Genomic DNA, 15,861 nt, shown 5'->3' with positions numbered 1-15,861 from the left:
TCCGGAACCGGCTCCCTCCCGGAGGGGGAACTCCCCTGGGCTCCGGGCGCACCGCGCGCCCCTACACGCCGTACGACACGCAGGCACCGCACCACGACAGGGCATTCCTCACCGAGCCGGCCGGATGGTCGCGTACGCCTGCCGGGAGGTAGGAATTCCGGTGTACCGGAAGTGTGGGTGAGCATCATCAACTCGTCGTCGCCACGCACCACCGGGGACGGTTCCGGACCGCCGAGGACATCGGAGAGGGCGAGCGCGTCCGGGACACTCCCGTCGAGGCACAAGGTGCGCTCCGCGAACGAGGAGAGCGTACTTCCGTCGCTCCCCTTCTCCTCCAGCAACCGCCGGTTGCCCACCAGCAGTTCGGGAGCGACCCGCTGCAGCAACGGCCGGACCGAGTCGGGCGGCAGCAGCCCCGACAGCATGACCGGAACGGCGCCGATCCGCACCCCGGCAGCCGCGAGCAGCAGACAGTCGAAGTGGTTCTCCTTGTAGACGGCGAGCCGGTCACCGGAACGCACCCCCTGCCGCGTACAGCGCACCGGCGGTGTTTCTGACACATTCGGCGATCGCCGTGACGTCGAGAATTCTCTGACTCGCAGGGTCGATATCCATCGGACGGCTGAGACGGAAAAGCATGGGCTTCCCTGTTTCAGCCCTGCGGTCGAAGAGGAGCCCGACGCTCGACTCCCATAAATGGCTTCCAGGCACTGTTTTGCCCATTGATCAGTGCGAGCCCGACTGCGAGGCAGGTTACGTTCGCGTTTCACAACCGGTCAAGATGGCCAAGTGCCCCCGGGCTCCCGCCTGCCGGGCCGACAGCCCTGAGCGCGGTTCAACAGCCCTGAGCGCTGTTCACAGGACTTGGGCCACCAAGACGCCCCGACGCGCAGCGGACGAAGCCACCAGTTCGACGTGTCGGGCTTGCGTGGGTGCCTCGTCCGTCGTTGTCGCCGGTGCCTCGGCCTGGTCTCCCCAACCGTGGCCGTCGCCGCCCCCGTACATGGCGGCGGCAGCTTCAACTGGGTGCGCCAGCGGGGCGAGAAACACCCCGACTGCACCATCGCAGGCCACGGCTGTCACCCTGTTGACAACCAGACGCCCCCTATCGGTTCCCAGGTCGAGGATTCGGGCATGACGTGGAGCGAGGCTGAGTACCGCGAATGTCTGCATTCCGAGCGGCGTGCCTACGCGTGGGTGATGCGGCACCATGGCGGTCTGTCACCGGCAGCGGCATGGGAAGCGGCCCTGGAGTGCTATCCGTTCGAGCCGGACGGTGACCCCTACCGTGGCCTCGTCTTCCACGACGAGGCGTGGCACTGGGCGATGCTGGCTCTGCACGGTGAGCGGTACCCGGTGGAGCACCCCGAACTGCTCGACCCGCCGCCCGCCTACCGAGCCCTTGAGTGAGGGTCGGGCCCCTGCCAGGCAGGGGCCGTAAGGTCCTCACCCGAGGGCGCCATCCATGGAACTCAGCGATGGAAAGCCGTGGTCTCCGTGAGTGCGGCCCGTGGAGTCGCGACCCGGTTCACCGGCGCCGCCTCGTCGGCATAGCCGAAGGAGATTCCCACGAGCAGCTTTCCCTCGCTGATGCCCAACTCGTCGCGGACCGTGTCGGCGTAGAAGCTCAGCAGCCCCTGTGGACAGCTGTCCACGCCGTAGGCGGTCATGGCCAGCAGCAGGGTCTGCATATAGGCACCGACGTCCGCGGCGAGGCGCGCCCCGCCCTCGCCCGTGACGAACAGGAAGGCGACGTGCGGCGCGCCGTAGAAGCCCAGACTCTCGGCGTCGTAGGCGGCGCGCGCCGCGTGGTCGTCCTGGCCGATGCCCAGAGTGCCGTAGAGCTCGGCACCGAACGCGGCCCGGCGGGCCTGGTGCTGCTCCGTGTACATCTCCTCGGAGTACGGGAAGTCGACCGAGACACGCTTGTGGGCGTGGGCCGTCTGGAGGGAACCTGCCAGACGCTCACGCATCGCGCCGCTCACCACCTCGACCTGCCACGGCTGCGCGTTGGAGTTGGACGGAGCGGCGCCGGCCAGCGCGAAGATCGCACGCAGCGTCTCCTCGGGCACCGCTTCCGGCCGGAAAGCGCGGGTCGCATGGCGGCCCCGTATCAGCTTCTCCGCGTGTGCGCTCAGTTCGGTGGTGTCCGACCAGGTCATGGGATCTCCTCGAAAGCGACTCGATAAGTAAACGGAGGCGTTTACATTGAGTCCGACCTTAACCCACCCATCTCCGCCAAGTAAACGCGGGCGTATAGTTGGCTCATGGTTACGGCGCCGACGACGGGTCAACGACGGGGGCGCGGCGGGCGCGAGCGCATCCTGGCCGCCGCCGCGCGGCTGTTCGCGACGCAGGGGATCAACGCGACCGCCATGGAGCAGGTCGCGGAGGAGGCCCCGGTGTCCAAGCGCACGCTCTACGCGCACTTTCCGGCGAAGAGCGACCTGGTGATCGCCCATCTGAAGGACCTCGCGTCGTCGGGCGCCACCCTGGAGAGCGCGCTGACCCGTGAGGACATCTCCGTGCGGGAGCGGATTCTGAGCCTGTTCGACCAACCGACGGCGGAGGCGGCGCCGGTGCGCGGGTGCCCGTTCATCGATGCCGCGGCGGAGTTCCCCGACCCCGGGAGCAGGGTCCACTCCTACGCCCGCGAACAGAAGCTGCGGATGGTGGAGCTGGTCACCGTACTGCTGACGGAATTGGACTGCCGCAGCCCCGGGCCGCTGGCCGAACAGCTGGTCACCCTCGCCGACGGAGCGGCCAGCCGCGCCATGGTGCTGGGCGAAGCGGACTACGGTCGGCACGCGCGGGCGGCCGCGGAACTCCTCCTCGAACACGCGCTGGCGAAGCCGGGCTGACCTGGGGAGCCTCGGCGGCAGGCGCGGATGATCGCCTGAGATGCTGGGGCGACCTTGGCGGGGGTTCCGGCGCTGGAGGCGGGCACCCCGCGCCCGATCCGCCGCCGTGCGCCTGAGGACCGAGGACCGCTGCATCCGTGTATGACATATCGTTCACCGCCGTGGCGGTGCTGTGCGTCGCCGCCGCACTGGCCGGCTGGATCGACGCGGTCGTCGGTGGGGGCGGCCTGCTCCAGCTGCCCGCTCTCCTGATCGGACTCCCCCACCTGCCTCCGGCGTACGCACTGGGTACCAACAAGGCGGTGAGCCTCGTCGGAACCGCGGCCGCCGCCTCCACCTACCTGCGCAAGGCACCGGTCGATGTGCGGCTGGCGTGCCGGATGGGCGTGGTGGCGGCGCTGTCCTCGGCGGGCGGGGCGTTCTTCGCCGCCGGGGTGAACAGCGCCGTGCTCCGGCCGTTGATCATGGTGCTGCTGCTGTGTGTCGCCGCGTTCGTGGTGCTGCGCCCGCAGTTCGGACAGGCTCCGGGCGGGGTGGTCACCCGACGGCGCCTGTTGACGGCCTTCGCGGTGGCGGGGGTCGGCATCGGCTTCTACGACGGGTTGCTCGGCCCCGGCACGGGAGCCTTCCTGGTGATCGCCCTGGTGGCCCTCCTCAATATGGACATGGTCACCGCCTCGGCCACCACCAAGGTCGTCAACGTCTGCACCAATATCGGTGCCCTCTCCTTGTTCGCCTGGCAGGGCGCGGTGCTGTGGAAGCTGGCGGTGCCGATGGCGGTCTTCAACATGTCGGGCGGCCTCGTCGGCGCGCACATGGCCCTCAAGCGGGGCAGCGGCTTCGTACGGATCGTCCTGCTGACCACCGTCGTCGGCCTGGTCGGCAAACTCGCCTATGACCAGTGGTGGAGCTGAGACACCGGCAATTCTCGGCGCCGGGCCTGTCAGCGCGCGTCGATGACCATGAGTGCGGTGTGGAGCGACGTGCGTGACTCGGCCGATTCCAGCGAGACGCCCAGGATGCGCTCCAGGGTGCGCAACCGGCTGTAGAGAGTGGGGCGGCTCAGACCCGTGCGGCGGGCTGTACCGGTCTTGGAGCCGGCGCATTCGAGGTGAGCGCGCAGGAACGCCAGGAGGTTCTCTCCGGTACGCGCGTCGTGGTCGAGCAGGCGGCCCAGTTCCGTCTCGGCGAACGCCTGGAGGCGGTGGTCGTCACGGAGCAGGGCGACGAGTCCGCGCAGCCGCACGTCGGTCGAGCGGTAGAGGCGGTGCGGTTCGGGCATGGTCAGGCCGACGTCGGCGACGTGTTCCGCCTCGGTGAGGCCGTGTGCCGCCCCGATGAGGCCCGTAGCGGAGGGTGCGGTTCCGGCGGCCCAGCCCTGGGTGCCGCCACGGCCGGCCAGGCGCTCCGCCAGTCCCCTGCACAGCGCTTCCAGGGTGGGGTCGGCACCCTTGGGCGGGCAGGCGATGACCGCCGAGACGGCCCCCTCGCGGCGGATGGCGGCGATGGCGCTGCCGCCGACGGCGGTGGCCGCCTGGCGGACGGCGGTCAGCAGGCGCCGATCGGACTCGCCCTGTGCGAGTGCGTCGGTGCCAGGGTGCTGGGGGATGCGCACGGACAGCGGCGCGTACCGGCTGCCGGGAGTGAGGCCGAGTGCTGTGGCGCGGGCCATGGCCTCGGCCTCCTCGGTGACGCGGCCGCTCAGCAGGTCGTCGAGGAGGCCGCCGAGCGCCTGCACCACGAGCGCTTCACGCTCCTGCTGGATCATCCGGTGCAGTTGGAGGGACTGCGCCGCGCGCTCCAGGACCATCCGCACGCGAGAGGTCTCCCGGGTCTGCGCGGGCAGTACGAGGCGGCCCCAGCGCTCGGAGCCGACGCCCACCGGGACAGCGGGCCAGGCGAGGGTGCCCGCACGGCCGGTGGCCGCACGGCCGGTGGCTGCACGGCCGGTGGCCGGGTTGTCGGTCGCCGCGTCGTGGAGGCGGGAGCGTTCCGCCCAGCGGTGCAGGAGAGCGGTGGTCGAGGTGTCCAGGGCGCAGAAGGCCAGCACATGGCGACTGAGATCTTCCAGGACGAGCGGGGCACCGAGGGTCTGTGCCGCGCGGGTGACGATGTCAGTGGTGGAGGCCCCGGCGAGATTGAGCGAGGTGAAGACCTCGTGGGTGGTGCGGGCGAACTCGACCTCCTCGTACTGCTCGGCCACGATCAGCCGGTGCACCTGCTGAGTGACCTCGACGAATCGGATTCTGCCGGTCAGGGTCACCACGGGCAGCGAGAGGGAGTCGGCGAGGGCTCCGAGGTGTGCGGGCAGGTCCTCGATGTGGGTGCCCGGCTCGACGACGACACCAGCCACGTCCTGGGCTGCCAGCATGCTCAGATACGCCTCGGCCCGGGGACCGCCGTCGACCAGGGGAAGGCCGGTGGTCAGTACGAGTTCGCCGCCCTCCAGCAGGTCGGTGAGGTCGGGAAGATCGCTGATGTGCACCCATCTGACCGGACGGTCGAGGTGGTCACGGCCGCCGACGACGCGCGGCCGCCCGGCGGCCAGCGCTGACAGCTGGAGGACTTCCCGTACGGTCGGCTGCATTTACACATCGTAAAAAACTTGCCGCCCTGCTGTACAGACTGTCGGCGCCCCCACTGGCAGCCTCACTGTGGGCCGGGCCGGGCCGTCGGACGGCTCCCCGGTGTCCGGCCCGTGCCGCAGTGAGGTATCGAGCGAGAGCGAGGCGGTCAGTGGTGACCAGCGAGGTGACCCGGGTCGGGCATTGGGTCGACAACAAGGCGTTCCCGGGTACGAGCGGACGTGCCGCCGCAGTGACCAATCCGGCGACCGGCGCGGTCGCCCGCGAGGTGGCCCTGGCCCACGAGACGGACTCCCGCACCGTGATCGAGTCGGCCGCGGCAGCCTTTCCGGCCTGGCGGGACACGTCGCTGGCCAAGCGTGTCGCGATCGTCTTCCGCTTCCGCGAACTGCTCAACCAGCGCAAGGACGAGCTCGCCCGGATCATCACAGCGGAGCACGGCAAGGTCCTGTCCGACGCGCTGGGCGAGGTGACCCGCGGCCAGGAGGTCGTGGAGTTCGCCTGTGGCATGCCACACCTGCTCAAGGGCGCCTTCAGCGAGAACGCCTCGAGCGAGGTGGATGTGCACTCGGTCCGGCAGCCGCTCGGGGTGGTCGGCATCATCGCCCCGTTCAACTTCCCCGCGATGGTGCCCATGTGGTTCTTCCCGGTGGCCATCGCGGCCGGCAACACCGTGGTGCTCAAGCCGAGTGAGAAGGCACCGTCGGCGGCGCTGTGGCTGGCCGAGCTGTGGGCGGAGGCAGGGCTGCCCCCCGGCGTCTTCAACGTGCTCCAGGGTGACAAGGCGGCGGTCGACACCCTGCTGTCCCACCGGTCGGTCAAGGCCGTCAGCTTCGTCGGCTCCACCCCCGTCGCCCGCCACGTGTACGCCACAGGGACCGCCAACGGCAAGCGGGTCCAGGCCCTGGGCGGGGCCAAGAACCACGCTGTCGTGCTGCCCGACGCCGATCTCGACCAGGCCGCCGACGCCATGGTCAACGCCGGATTCGGCTCGGCCGGTGAGCGCTGTATGGCGATCTCGGCCGTGGTGGCCGTCGGCGCCGTCGCGGACGAACTGGTCGCGAAGATCGCCGAGCGGGCCCGGGGCATCAGGACCGGCGACGGCACCCGGGGCTGCGACATGGGGCCGCTGGTGACCGCAGCGCACCGCGACCGGGTGGCCTCCTACATCGACCAGGCCGAGCGGGACGGCGCGCGGCTGGTCGTGGACGGCCGCCAGGTCCGCGCCGACGGCGGCCAGGACGGCTTCTGGCTCGGGCCCACGCTGCTCGACCACGTCACCACCCGGATGAGCTGCTACACGGACGAGATCTTCGGGCCCGTCCTGTCCGTCCTGCGCGCCGAGTCCTACGACGAGGCCCTTGAGCTGATCAACTCCAATCCGTACGGCAACGGGACGGCGATCTTCACCAACGACGGCGGCGCGGCGCGGCGCTTCCAGAACGAGGTCGAGGTCGGCATGGTCGGCGTCAATGTGCCGATCCCGGTGCCGATGGCCTACTACAGCTTCGGCGGCTGGAAGAGCTCGCTGTTCGGCGACACCCATGCGCACGGCACCGAGGGCGTGCACTTCTTCACCCGCGGCAAGGTCGTCACCACCCGCTGGCGTGCCCCGAGCCAGGCCGGCCTCGACCTCGGCTTCCCGCAGACGGCCTGAAGGAGACACCCGCCATGACCCTCGTCCAGCACGAGCTCAACAGCCGCGCCGTCGCCCGGACCTACGAGCTCGACCGCCGCCACGTCTTCCACTCCTGGTCGGCGCAGGCCGAACTCGACCCGATGGTCGTCACCCGCGCCGAGGGCTCCTACATCTGGGACGGCGAAGGCAACCGGCTGCTCGACTTCTCCTCCCAGCTGGTGAACACCAACATCGGTCACCAGCACCCCTACGTCGTCGAGGCGATCGCCCACCAGGCCCGTACCCTGGCCACCGTCGCCCCGCAGCACGCCAACGACCAGCGCTCCGAAGCGGCCCGCCTGATCTGTGAGCGCACCCCCGGCGACCTGGACCGGGTCTTCTTCACCAATGGCGGCGCCGACGCCAACGAGCACGCCGTACGTATGGCCCGGCTGGTCACCGGCCGCCCCAAGGTGCTGACCCGCTACCGCTCCTACCACGGCGGAACGCAGACCGCGATCAACCTGACCGGCGACCCGCGCCGCTGGCCCAACGACAACGGCGACTCGGGCGTGGTCCACTTCTTCGGCCCGTACCTCTACCGCAGCCACTTCGACGCGACGACAGAGGCGGAGGAGTGCCGGCGCGCGCTCGCTCATCTCGAACAGGTCATCGAGCTGGAGGGCCCGCAGACGGTCGCGGCGGTCCTGCTGGAGGCAATCCCCGGCACCGCCGGGATCATGCTCCCTCCACCCGGCTATCTCGCCGGCGTACGCGAACTGTGCGACCGATACGGCATCATGCTCATCGTCGACGAGGTGATGACCGGGTTCGGCCGTACCGGTGCCTGGTTCGTCTGCGGCGACGAAGGTGTGGTCCCCGACCTGCTGACCTTCGCCAAGGGCGTCAACTCGGGCTATGTGCCGCTCGGCGGTGTCGCCCTCGGGGACCGGGTCGCCGACCACTTCGCCCACCGCGCCTACCCCGGTGGCCTCACCTACTCCGGCCACCCGCTGGCGTGCGCGGCAGCCGCTGCCGCCATCACCGTCATGGAACGTGACGGCATCCTGGACAACGCCCGGCGCATCGGAACCGAGGTCATCGGGCCGGAACTCGACCGGCTCGCCGAGCGGCACCCCAGCGTGGGAGAGGTCCGCGGCCGCGGTGTCTTCTGGGCCGTCGAACTGGTCGCCGACCGGCACACCAGGCAGCCCGTGGCACCGACAGGCGGCAGCAGCCCGGTGATGGCCGAGGCCGTCCGCACCGCGAAGAAGCTGGGCCTGCTCCCCTTCAGCAACTCCAACCGCATCCACCTCGTCCCGCCCTGCACCATCACCGACGCGGAGACCCGCGAGGGTCTCGCCGCCCTCGACCAAGTGCTGGAACTCGTCGACACCCTGGTCCTGGGCGAGGGCACGGGCACGGGCGCCGACGACGACCGGTAGCCGGCTGCCCGCGACACCTCCGTCGCGTACTGCGGTCGCCTGCTTCGAACGGGAGGCGGGACGGTCACTTCCCGCGTGCCCGCCGGAAGCGCTCCGACGCGGCGGCGAGGTCGACGATGGGCTCGGGGTAGTCCGGAGCAGCGTGATTCTTCCCGTGCGGGCCGCGCAGCTTCCACGGCTCGTGGACCGCACGGCCTTCGATGGCCGCCAGTTCGGGCACCCAGCGCCGTACGTAGTCGCCGGCCGGGTCGTACTTCTTGGCCTGGACGAGGGGGTTGAGGATCCGGTTGGGACGGGTGTCGGTGCCCGTTCCCGCCACCCACTGCCAGTTCATCTGGTTGTTGGCCATGTCGCCGTCCACGAGGAGGTCGAGGAAGTGGCGGGCGCCGATGCGCCAGTCGACGTAGAGGGTCTTGGTGAGGAATCCGGCGGCCAGGAGGCGGCCCCGGTTGTGCATCCAGCCCTCGTGCCGCAGCTGGCGCATGGCGGCGTCGATCACCGGGTATCCCGTGCGCCCCTGCTTCCATGCTTCGATCTGATCGCGGGCTTCCCTGGCGGAGCGCCAGCGGTCCCCGTGCGTACGGTAGTCGACCCGGGCGGCCTGCGGTCTGGCAGCCAGGACCTGGTGGTGGAAGTCGCGCCAGGCGAGCTGCCGCACGAACGCCTCGGCGCCGGTCCCGCCCCGCTCACGGGCCCTGGCCACCAGTTCGACGGGCGACAGGGTCCCGAAGTGCAGGTGCGGGGAGAGACGCGAGGTGCAATCGCCCGCCAGATCGTCGTGGTGGTCCGCGTAGGCGTCCATGCCCTTTTGCCGCCAGCCGGCGAACTGCTTGCGGCCGGCGGTCTCGCCCCCCGCCGGGACCCCGGGTGAGACACCCTCGATCCGACGGCGGGAAGGGAGCTTCTCGGTGGCGACGCCTTTGGCGGCGGTGATCCGGGCGGGCGCGCCGTGCGAGGGGCGCTGCCGGGCCTTTTCCCAGCGCCGGAAGTACGGGGTGAAGACGGCCATGTGGTCCTTGCCTGCGGGGGTGATCTCGCCCGGGGCGACTGCTGTGACCATCCGGTCGTGGACACGCAACCGCCGACCAGCGGCTGCCAGCGCCGAACTCAGCTTCTTCTCCCGCCGGTCTGCGTAGGCGCTGACGTCGGCGGACATGTGCACCTCGTGCGCGTCGGCCTCGTGCGCCACCCGGCAGACCTGCTCGACGACATCACCCGTACGTACGATGAGGCGGGCGCCCCGCTCCCGCAGCTGACGGTCGAGGTCGGCGAGGCAGTCGGCGAGGAAGGCGCGCCTGTTGGGTACGGCGTAACCGGCGGCACAGATGGCATCGTCCTGCACGAAAAGCGGAACCACGGCGTCGGCGGTGTCCTGGGCCGCACGCAACGGCGAGTTGTCGCGCAGGCGGAGATCCCGGGTGAACAGCACCACCGAGGTGGCCATCGCGCCTCTCCAGTGTCGATGTTGCCCTTCTCGACGGCTTCACTCGGCGTGATACCGCCCGTCCGCCCCGATCGGCCGCCGACTGCGCCAACCGGAATCCGGCGGCGCCCCAGCATGCCGCGCCGCGCCCGCCGCCGCTACGGCTCGCGCCTGTCCGGCGTGTCGCCCCCGGCAGGTGGCCGAGCCGGTGGGGGCGTTCCACCGAGCCCCTCAAGCGGCGGATGTCCGGCAGACGGGGCCGAACAGCTCGTTCCGTCCCGCGGAAGGCTCAGCCGGGTCTGCGTACGGCGAGCAGGGCGACATCGTCGTCGTTGTCGTCGGGCCGGACGCGGCTGAGCAGCAGGTCGCAGAAGGTGTCGAGGGGCCGACGAGCCAGCGCGGCGGCGTGCTGGCTCAGCCGGTCCAGACCCTCGCTGAGGGCATGCGACCGCGACTCGATCAGACCATCGGTGTAGAAGAGCAATGTGCACAGGGGCGGCAGCTCCACGGCAGCGTCCTCACGGCCGACGGCGAGTCCCGCGCCGATCAGCGGGTCGACGGTGCTGTCCAGGAACTGGGCCGCGCCGTCGTGCGTGACCAGCAGGGGCGGCGGATGTCCCGCGTTGGTCCAGCTGACGCGGCAGGACTTGCCGTCCTCGCCCCCGCCTTCGATCCGGCCGAAGATGAGGGTGGCCAGCGAGGCATCGGTCATGTTCCGCATGGCTTGGTCGAGCCGGTCGACGATGCCGCTGGGTGGTTCCTCGTACGACCAGGCGTAGGCGCGCAGCATGTTGCGGACCTGTGCCATCGCGGCGGCCGCGTCGGCGTCGTGCCCCACGACGTCACCGATCGCCACCGCCACCGTTTCGTCCGGTAGTGGGAAGGCGTCGTACCAGTCGCCTCCCACCTCGGAGCCCTCCGGCGCGGCCACATACCGCACGGCCATCTGCAGGCCGGGCTCGTGGGGCAGTTGCGGCAGCAAGTGGCGCTGCATGGTCTCGGTGACCCGGCGCTGGCGCTGGTACAGACGCGCGTTCTCCAGTGCCAGCCCCGCCCGGCGCGCGATGTCCTCCAACAGCGCCAGATCGGCCACCCGCTCGGGCCGTTCGGCCTGGCCCAGCGTGAGCGCCCCCAGTACCTCACGTACTCCATGGATCGGGGCGATGGCCGCGTAGCGCATCCCCGTCACCTCGAACAGCTTCCGCTGTGCGACCGCGATGCCCGCGTCCGGCGGGCCCTGATAGGTCTCGGGCCCCGCCAGCGTCGACGCGGCTCCCCGCAGCGCCCGCGACAGCGGCATCCCGGACTCCTGGGGGATGGGGGGCATCGGCCCCTGGAGGTCGTCCCGGATGACCAGGTCACCGTCCTCGTAGTGGACGACCGAAGCCCGCCAGACCTCGTCCCCCTCGGTGATCAGGTCGATGATGGCCCAGTCCGCCAGGCGCGGCACCACCAGCCGCGTGAGCCGGCGCAGCGCCTCCTGGACGTCCAGGGTCGACGTCAGCGTGGTCGTGACCTCGGCCAGCAGCGCCAGCCGGTCCAGCTCCGACAGCGGCTCCTCTTCGGCGGCCTCGCGCTCGTCCTCGCCCGCGCCTGGAGCGTGCTCGTGGAGGAGGATCATCGCGCCCTCGACGCCGTCAGCCGTCCGGCACGGCGTGATCAACCAGCGGACGGGCAGCAGGGTGCCGTCGCCGCACTCGTACCAGCCCCACTCCCCCTGAGCCGGCCGGCCGCTGTGATAGGCCCGCAGTGCGGGGCAGCTGCTACGGGGCGTCGTGTGCCCGTGCTGGTCGCGGTGCAGACGGTCGTGGGCGTCGTCGCCGAGCAGCTCGGCCGCCCGGAAACCCAGCATGCGCTCGGCCTCACGGTTCACTTCGACGATGCGCGCCTGGTCGTCCAGCAACAGCATGCCGGCGCCGTGCACCTGGGTGGGTCCGCCCGAAGGCTGCCGCCCACCGTGCCCGTCCCCGCTCGGGACCGTCATCCGTGACTCCTCGACCTGGTTGCTTCCCGTCTCGGCGCGATGATCGCCCCCGTCGCCGCCGAGCGGAAGGCGGCGCGCAGGCGCCGGGGAGCCCTCTTGTGCCCACCCGGCAGGGGCGCTGTGAAGAAATGATGCATCCACCGACTGTCGAGGGGTTCCCATCGATATTCAATGGATGCGCTGAAGATCGAGCAGGACTCCCCCGGATCTCGGCGAATCGGGCGGCCCGTCAGCCGGGTGGGCGGCGGGCCGGTGAGGCGCGGCAGGAATGGAGAGCCGCGCTTGTATCACGATCCGGAACCGATCACGGCTTCGTGTGTCGCATTCTCTCGCCAGTAAGCGCTGCCCCTTCTTAAGCTCCAGCCTCTCCCTGCCCGAGTGTGGCCGCATACGCATATGCCAAGGGTCGCTTCCGCAACACAGGAGTAATACGCATGATCGCCCTGACCGTCCCAGTCATGATCACATTCGGAGTCTTTCTGATTGCGATGGTCATGGTCGGCGTCGTGACGCATGAGGAAACGACCACATTCGACGACTTCACGGTCGGCAGTCGTAAGCTCACCGCTCCGGTGGCCGCCCTGTCCGCCGGAGCCGCCGACATGTCCGGCTGGCTCTTCCTGGGTCTGCCGGGCGCCGTGTACGCGGCGGGAATAGGCGCCACCTGGATCGCCGCGGGCCTGATCGTCGGCACGTATCTCAACTGGCGCCTCGTCGCTCCCCGCCTGCGCGTCTACACCGAGCGGGTCGGCGCTGTGACCCTGCCCTCATATCTCGAGGAACGGTTCGAGGACCGCAGCAGAGTGATCCGGCTCCTCTCGGCGACCGTCACCGTCGTCTTCTTCACCGTCTACGTCGCCAGCGGGCTGGTCGCCTGCGGGCTGCTGGCCGACGAGATCTTCGGCGCCGGATTCGAGCTAGGGCTGACCGTCTTCGCCGTGGTGATCGTCATCTACACCATCCTCGGCGGGTTCCGGGCCCTGAGCGTCAGCCACTCCATCCAGGGCACGCTGATGATCCTCACCGCCGTCGCCCTCCCCGCGATCACCCTCTGGCAGCTCGGCGGCTTCGAGGCGCTGCAGAGCGACCTCGACGCGGTCACTCCCGCGCTGCTCGACCCGGGAGCCGAGGCATCCTTCGCGGAGAAGAAGTGGACGGCGGGCGAGCCGCTCGGGGCCGTCGCGCTGATCTCCCTGCTCGCGTGGGGGCTCGGCTACTTCGGCCAGCCCCACATCCTGACCCGCTTCATGAGCATCCGCAGCACGCGGGACATACCGCTGGCCCGCCGCCTGGGCGTCAGCTGGGTGATCGTCGTCCTGGCGGGTGCCTCGCTGATCGGTCTCACCGGAATCGTCGCGCTCGACAAACCGCTCTCGAACCCGGAGACGGTCATCATCACGCTGTCCGCCCACCTGACCTCCCCCTGGGTCGCCGGGGTCCTGCTGGTGGCCGTACTGGCAGCCATCAAATCCACCGTGGACAGCCAACTGCTGGTCTCGGCCACCTCGCTCACCGAGGACCTCTACCGGGCGTTCCTCAACCGGCGTGCCTCCGATACGACACTGCTGCTGATCGGGCGGCTGAGCGTGCTGGCAGTGGCGCTGATCGCCTATGTGATCGCGCTGAGCGGCGGCGGCGTCCTCGACATCGTCGCGTACGCCTGGGCGGGATTCGGCTCGGCCTTCGGGCCGGTGATCCTCCTGTCGCTGTTCTGGCCGCGCATGACAGCGGCCGGGGCGAAGGCCGGAATGGTCACCGGAGCCCTCACCGTGCTGCTGTGGAAGCAGATCGACCCGCTCCTCGGCCCACTGGAGTCCGGCATCTACGAGATGGTGCCGGGCGTGGTCGCCGCCACCGCCGCGGCGCTGGTCTTCGGCAAGTTCGTCGGCCGCCGCCCGACGCTCGACTGGAGCAACGTCGCGCTGACCGACGCCGCCCCGCAGGCGGCGCCGGGGACCCAGAACGTCCCGCCCCCCTCCCCCGCGCCGCCCATGGACGACTCGGGGAGGTGGTGACTTCCCCGCACGGCCTAGCGGGTTGCCGAGGTGTCCGGGCCGGGTTGAAAGCCCTTTGACGTCCGTCGGCGCACGGTGTCCGGTTTCCGGATGACGTCCACGAGCACCGGGCATACGCACCTCGGCACGCATCCCGGCCCCTGTCCGGTCGACGACGGCCTCGTGCGGCGAATGATCGGCGGACAGTTCCCGCAGTGGACGGGTGCGGCGATCGCGCGCCGGCGGTCCGGCGGCACGGTCAATGCCGTCTACCGACTGGGCGAAGACAAGGCCGTGCGGCTGCCGCTGACGCGGGGCGGGGCCGACGATGTGCCGACGGAGCGGGAATGGCTGTCCCGGCTCGTGCCGCTGCTGCCCACGCGCATCCCCGAGCTGCTGGGAGCCGGGGAGCCTGCCCGCTGCCCGCGAGGCTGAGGCCCCCGGTCCGGCGTCTGGGAACGGGGGTCGTCCGGCGCCGGGGACGGCACAGCGCCCGCGGTGCCTCGTCCCCGGCTCGGCGATTCCGGATGGCTCACGCGGACGCGGACGCCGACGACCTGTCCCGGCTCACCGCGTCGAGCAGCATTTCCGCAGCCACCGTCGTCCCGTCGGTACGGATCTCCCCGGCCACGGCCCTCGCCCGGGCCCGGGTTCCGGGGCTCAGAGCCGTGGTGAGCGCCGCCGAAAGCGACTCGAAGGTCGGCGTCGGGCCGTCGTGTGCGGAGCCGATACCCAATTCGGCGATACGCGCGGCCCAATGCGGCTGGTCCGCGATCTGGGGTACCGCCACCTGGGGCACGCCGGCCCGCACCGCCGTGGTCGTGGTGCCGGCGCCGCCGTGGTGCACGACAGCAGCCACCCGCCCGAACAGCGACTGATGGTTGACCTCGCCGACGACGAAGCAGTCGTCCCGGTCGTCGATCAGGGCCAGGTCGGCCCAGCCCCGGGCGAGGAGCACGCGGCGGCCGTGCGCCCGGACCGCCTCGATGGCCACCCGCGCCATGTCCCGCGCGGTGTGCAGAGCCATACTGCCGAAGCCGACGTACACGGGCGGCTCTCCGGCTTCCAGGAACGCCTCCAGCCCGTCCGGGAGCGGGCGTTCGTCCGGCAGCACCCACGCCCCCGTCGGCACGAGGTCCAGGTCCGTCATCTCCTGCCACGGGCCCAGCACCGGCTCTGCCGCCAGCCATGGCCGGTCGGTGAGAACGTAGTCGCGGACGTTGTCCACCGGAGGCAGCCCGATCGCAGCGCGGTGGCTGTTGAGCGCCTCGCCGTACAGCCCGTTCACGCGCTCGGCGTCCTGCGCCCACAGCGCCTTGATGTCCTTCTCGCCCTCCGGAGAGGGCTTGCCCGGCCGCTGCATCGGAGGCAGGTGACGGGACGGCAGCCCGAACGGATGGAAGCAGGCGAACACGTAGGGGATGCCCAGCTTCTCGGCCACCGAACGCGCGCCGGCCGGCATGAGACCGGTCGCCAGCAGTGCGTCACACCCCTCTGCCGCCGTCATGAGCGTGTCGAACCGCGCGGCGACCAACTGGGGCGCGAGCCGGAAGGCGTCCGCCGCCGACGGCGGCCTCGCGCCGGTCACCACCGATTGCACCGTCGGACCGAGCGGCACCAGCGGCACGCCGACACCGCCGAGCAGCGCCGCGAACTCCTCGTCCGGCGGCGCGCACACCCGCACCTCCACCCCCAGCTCCCGCAGCCGCACCGCGAGCCCCGCCACCGGTTCGACGTCCCCGCGCGAACCCCAAGTCGTCAACACCATACGCATGCCGCGAATCCCCCATTTCTCCCGGCCTCCCCGCCGGGAGCGACAATCCTGCGCCCTCCCCGGGCTCTTGCCGCAAGCCCCCCGGTGCGCTATAGGTTGAGAGTGGCAGGGAGTGGTTCTCCTTGCCTCTTTTCTTTTCGTGCCGCTGAAGCGGCCCGGCCCCTTGTCCCCAGGGCT

Annotated in this window: 11 protein-coding genes and 2 pseudogenes; 7 read left to right on the top strand and 6 right to left on the bottom strand. The window is 70.7% G+C overall.

All coding sequences use genetic code 11. From position 1 onward, the window contains the following. Positions 1–173: 173 nt before the first annotated feature. Positions 174–521: pseudogene (locus JW592_RS33545) on the bottom strand (long-chain acyl-CoA synthetase); the annotation flags it as partial. Positions 522–1,134: 613 nt separating this feature from the next. Between JW592_RS33545 and JW592_RS06185 the strand changes: the two are divergent. Continuing rightward, a complete protein-coding gene (locus JW592_RS06185; RefSeq protein WP_209263880.1) occupies positions 1,135–1,410 on the top strand; it encodes a hypothetical protein in 276 nt (91 codons plus the stop codon). Between the two features lie 62 nt (positions 1,411–1,472). On the opposite strand, the gene JW592_RS06180 is transcribed toward JW592_RS06185, so the two are convergent. Continuing rightward, on the bottom strand, positions 1,473–2,162 hold the full coding sequence (locus JW592_RS06180) for a nitroreductase (protein ID WP_209263879.1): 690 nt from the start codon (positions 2,160–2,162) through the stop codon (positions 1,473–1,475). A gap of 105 nt (positions 2,163–2,267) precedes the next feature. Between JW592_RS06180 and JW592_RS06175 the strand changes: the two genes are divergently transcribed. Together JW592_RS06175 and JW592_RS06170 are read left to right on the top strand one after the other, a co-directional pair. Beyond that, entirely contained in the window at positions 2,268–2,861 is a 594-nt protein-coding gene (locus JW592_RS06175) for a TetR/AcrR family transcriptional regulator (RefSeq protein ID WP_209263878.1), read from the top strand. A gap of 137 nt (positions 2,862–2,998) precedes the next feature. Continuing rightward, the gene (locus tag JW592_RS06170; protein ID WP_209263877.1) at positions 2,999–3,775 is read left to right on the top strand and encodes a sulfite exporter TauE/SafE family protein; all 777 of its coding nucleotides are present in this window, start codon (positions 2,999–3,001) and stop codon (positions 3,773–3,775) included. Positions 3,776–3,804: 29 nt separating this feature from the next. On the opposite strand, the gene JW592_RS06165 is transcribed toward JW592_RS06170, so the two are convergent. Continuing rightward, entirely contained in the window at positions 3,805–5,448 is a 1,644-nt protein-coding gene (locus tag JW592_RS06165) for a PucR family transcriptional regulator (RefSeq protein WP_209263876.1), read from the bottom strand. 164 nt (positions 5,449–5,612) lie between these two features. Here JW592_RS06165 and JW592_RS06160 point away from each other — a divergent pair, with 164 nt between their 5' ends. Beyond that, a complete protein-coding gene (locus JW592_RS06160) occupies positions 5,613–7,103 on the top strand; it encodes a CoA-acylating methylmalonate-semialdehyde dehydrogenase (protein WP_443742753.1) in 1,491 nt (496 codons plus the stop codon). 14 nt (positions 7,104–7,117) lie between these two features. Further along, entirely contained in the window at positions 7,118–8,509 is a 1,392-nt protein-coding gene (locus JW592_RS06155; protein ID WP_209263874.1) for an aspartate aminotransferase family protein, read from the top strand. A gap of 64 nt (positions 8,510–8,573) precedes the next feature. Here the strand turns inward: JW592_RS06155 and JW592_RS06150 are convergent, their stop codons facing one another. Then, a complete protein-coding gene (locus JW592_RS06150; protein WP_209263873.1) occupies positions 8,574–9,953 on the bottom strand; it encodes a cryptochrome/photolyase family protein in 1,380 nt (459 codons plus the stop codon). Between the two features lie 268 nt (positions 9,954–10,221). Next, entirely contained in the window at positions 10,222–11,916 is a 1,695-nt protein-coding gene (locus tag JW592_RS06145; protein ID WP_209263872.1) for a SpoIIE family protein phosphatase, read from the bottom strand. A gap of 458 nt (positions 11,917–12,374) precedes the next feature. Here JW592_RS06145 and putP point away from each other — a divergent pair, with 458 nt between their 5' ends. Together putP and JW592_RS06135 are read left to right on the top strand one after the other, a co-directional pair. Then, a complete protein-coding gene (gene putP / locus JW592_RS06140) occupies positions 12,375–13,931 on the top strand; it encodes a sodium/proline symporter PutP (RefSeq protein ID WP_307805304.1) in 1,557 nt (518 codons plus the stop codon). Between the two features lie 90 nt (positions 13,932–14,021). Beyond that, positions 14,022–14,327, top strand: a pseudogene (locus tag JW592_RS06135) (phosphotransferase); the annotation flags it as partial. Between the two features lie 115 nt (positions 14,328–14,442). Here the strand turns inward: JW592_RS06135 and JW592_RS06130 are convergent. Further along, positions 14,443–15,684: a glycosyltransferase gene (locus JW592_RS06130; RefSeq protein ID WP_209263869.1), complete on the bottom strand. Its 1,242-nt coding sequence runs from the start codon at positions 15,682–15,684 to the stop codon at positions 14,443–14,445. Between the last annotated feature and the right edge of the window lie 177 nt (positions 15,685–15,861).

It is taken from the genome of Streptomyces spirodelae (assembly GCF_017676385.1).
GTDB lineage: Bacteria > Actinomycetota > Actinomycetes > Streptomycetales > Streptomycetaceae > Streptomyces > Streptomyces spirodelae.
This window is presented reverse-complemented; position numbering and strand designations above follow the sequence as displayed.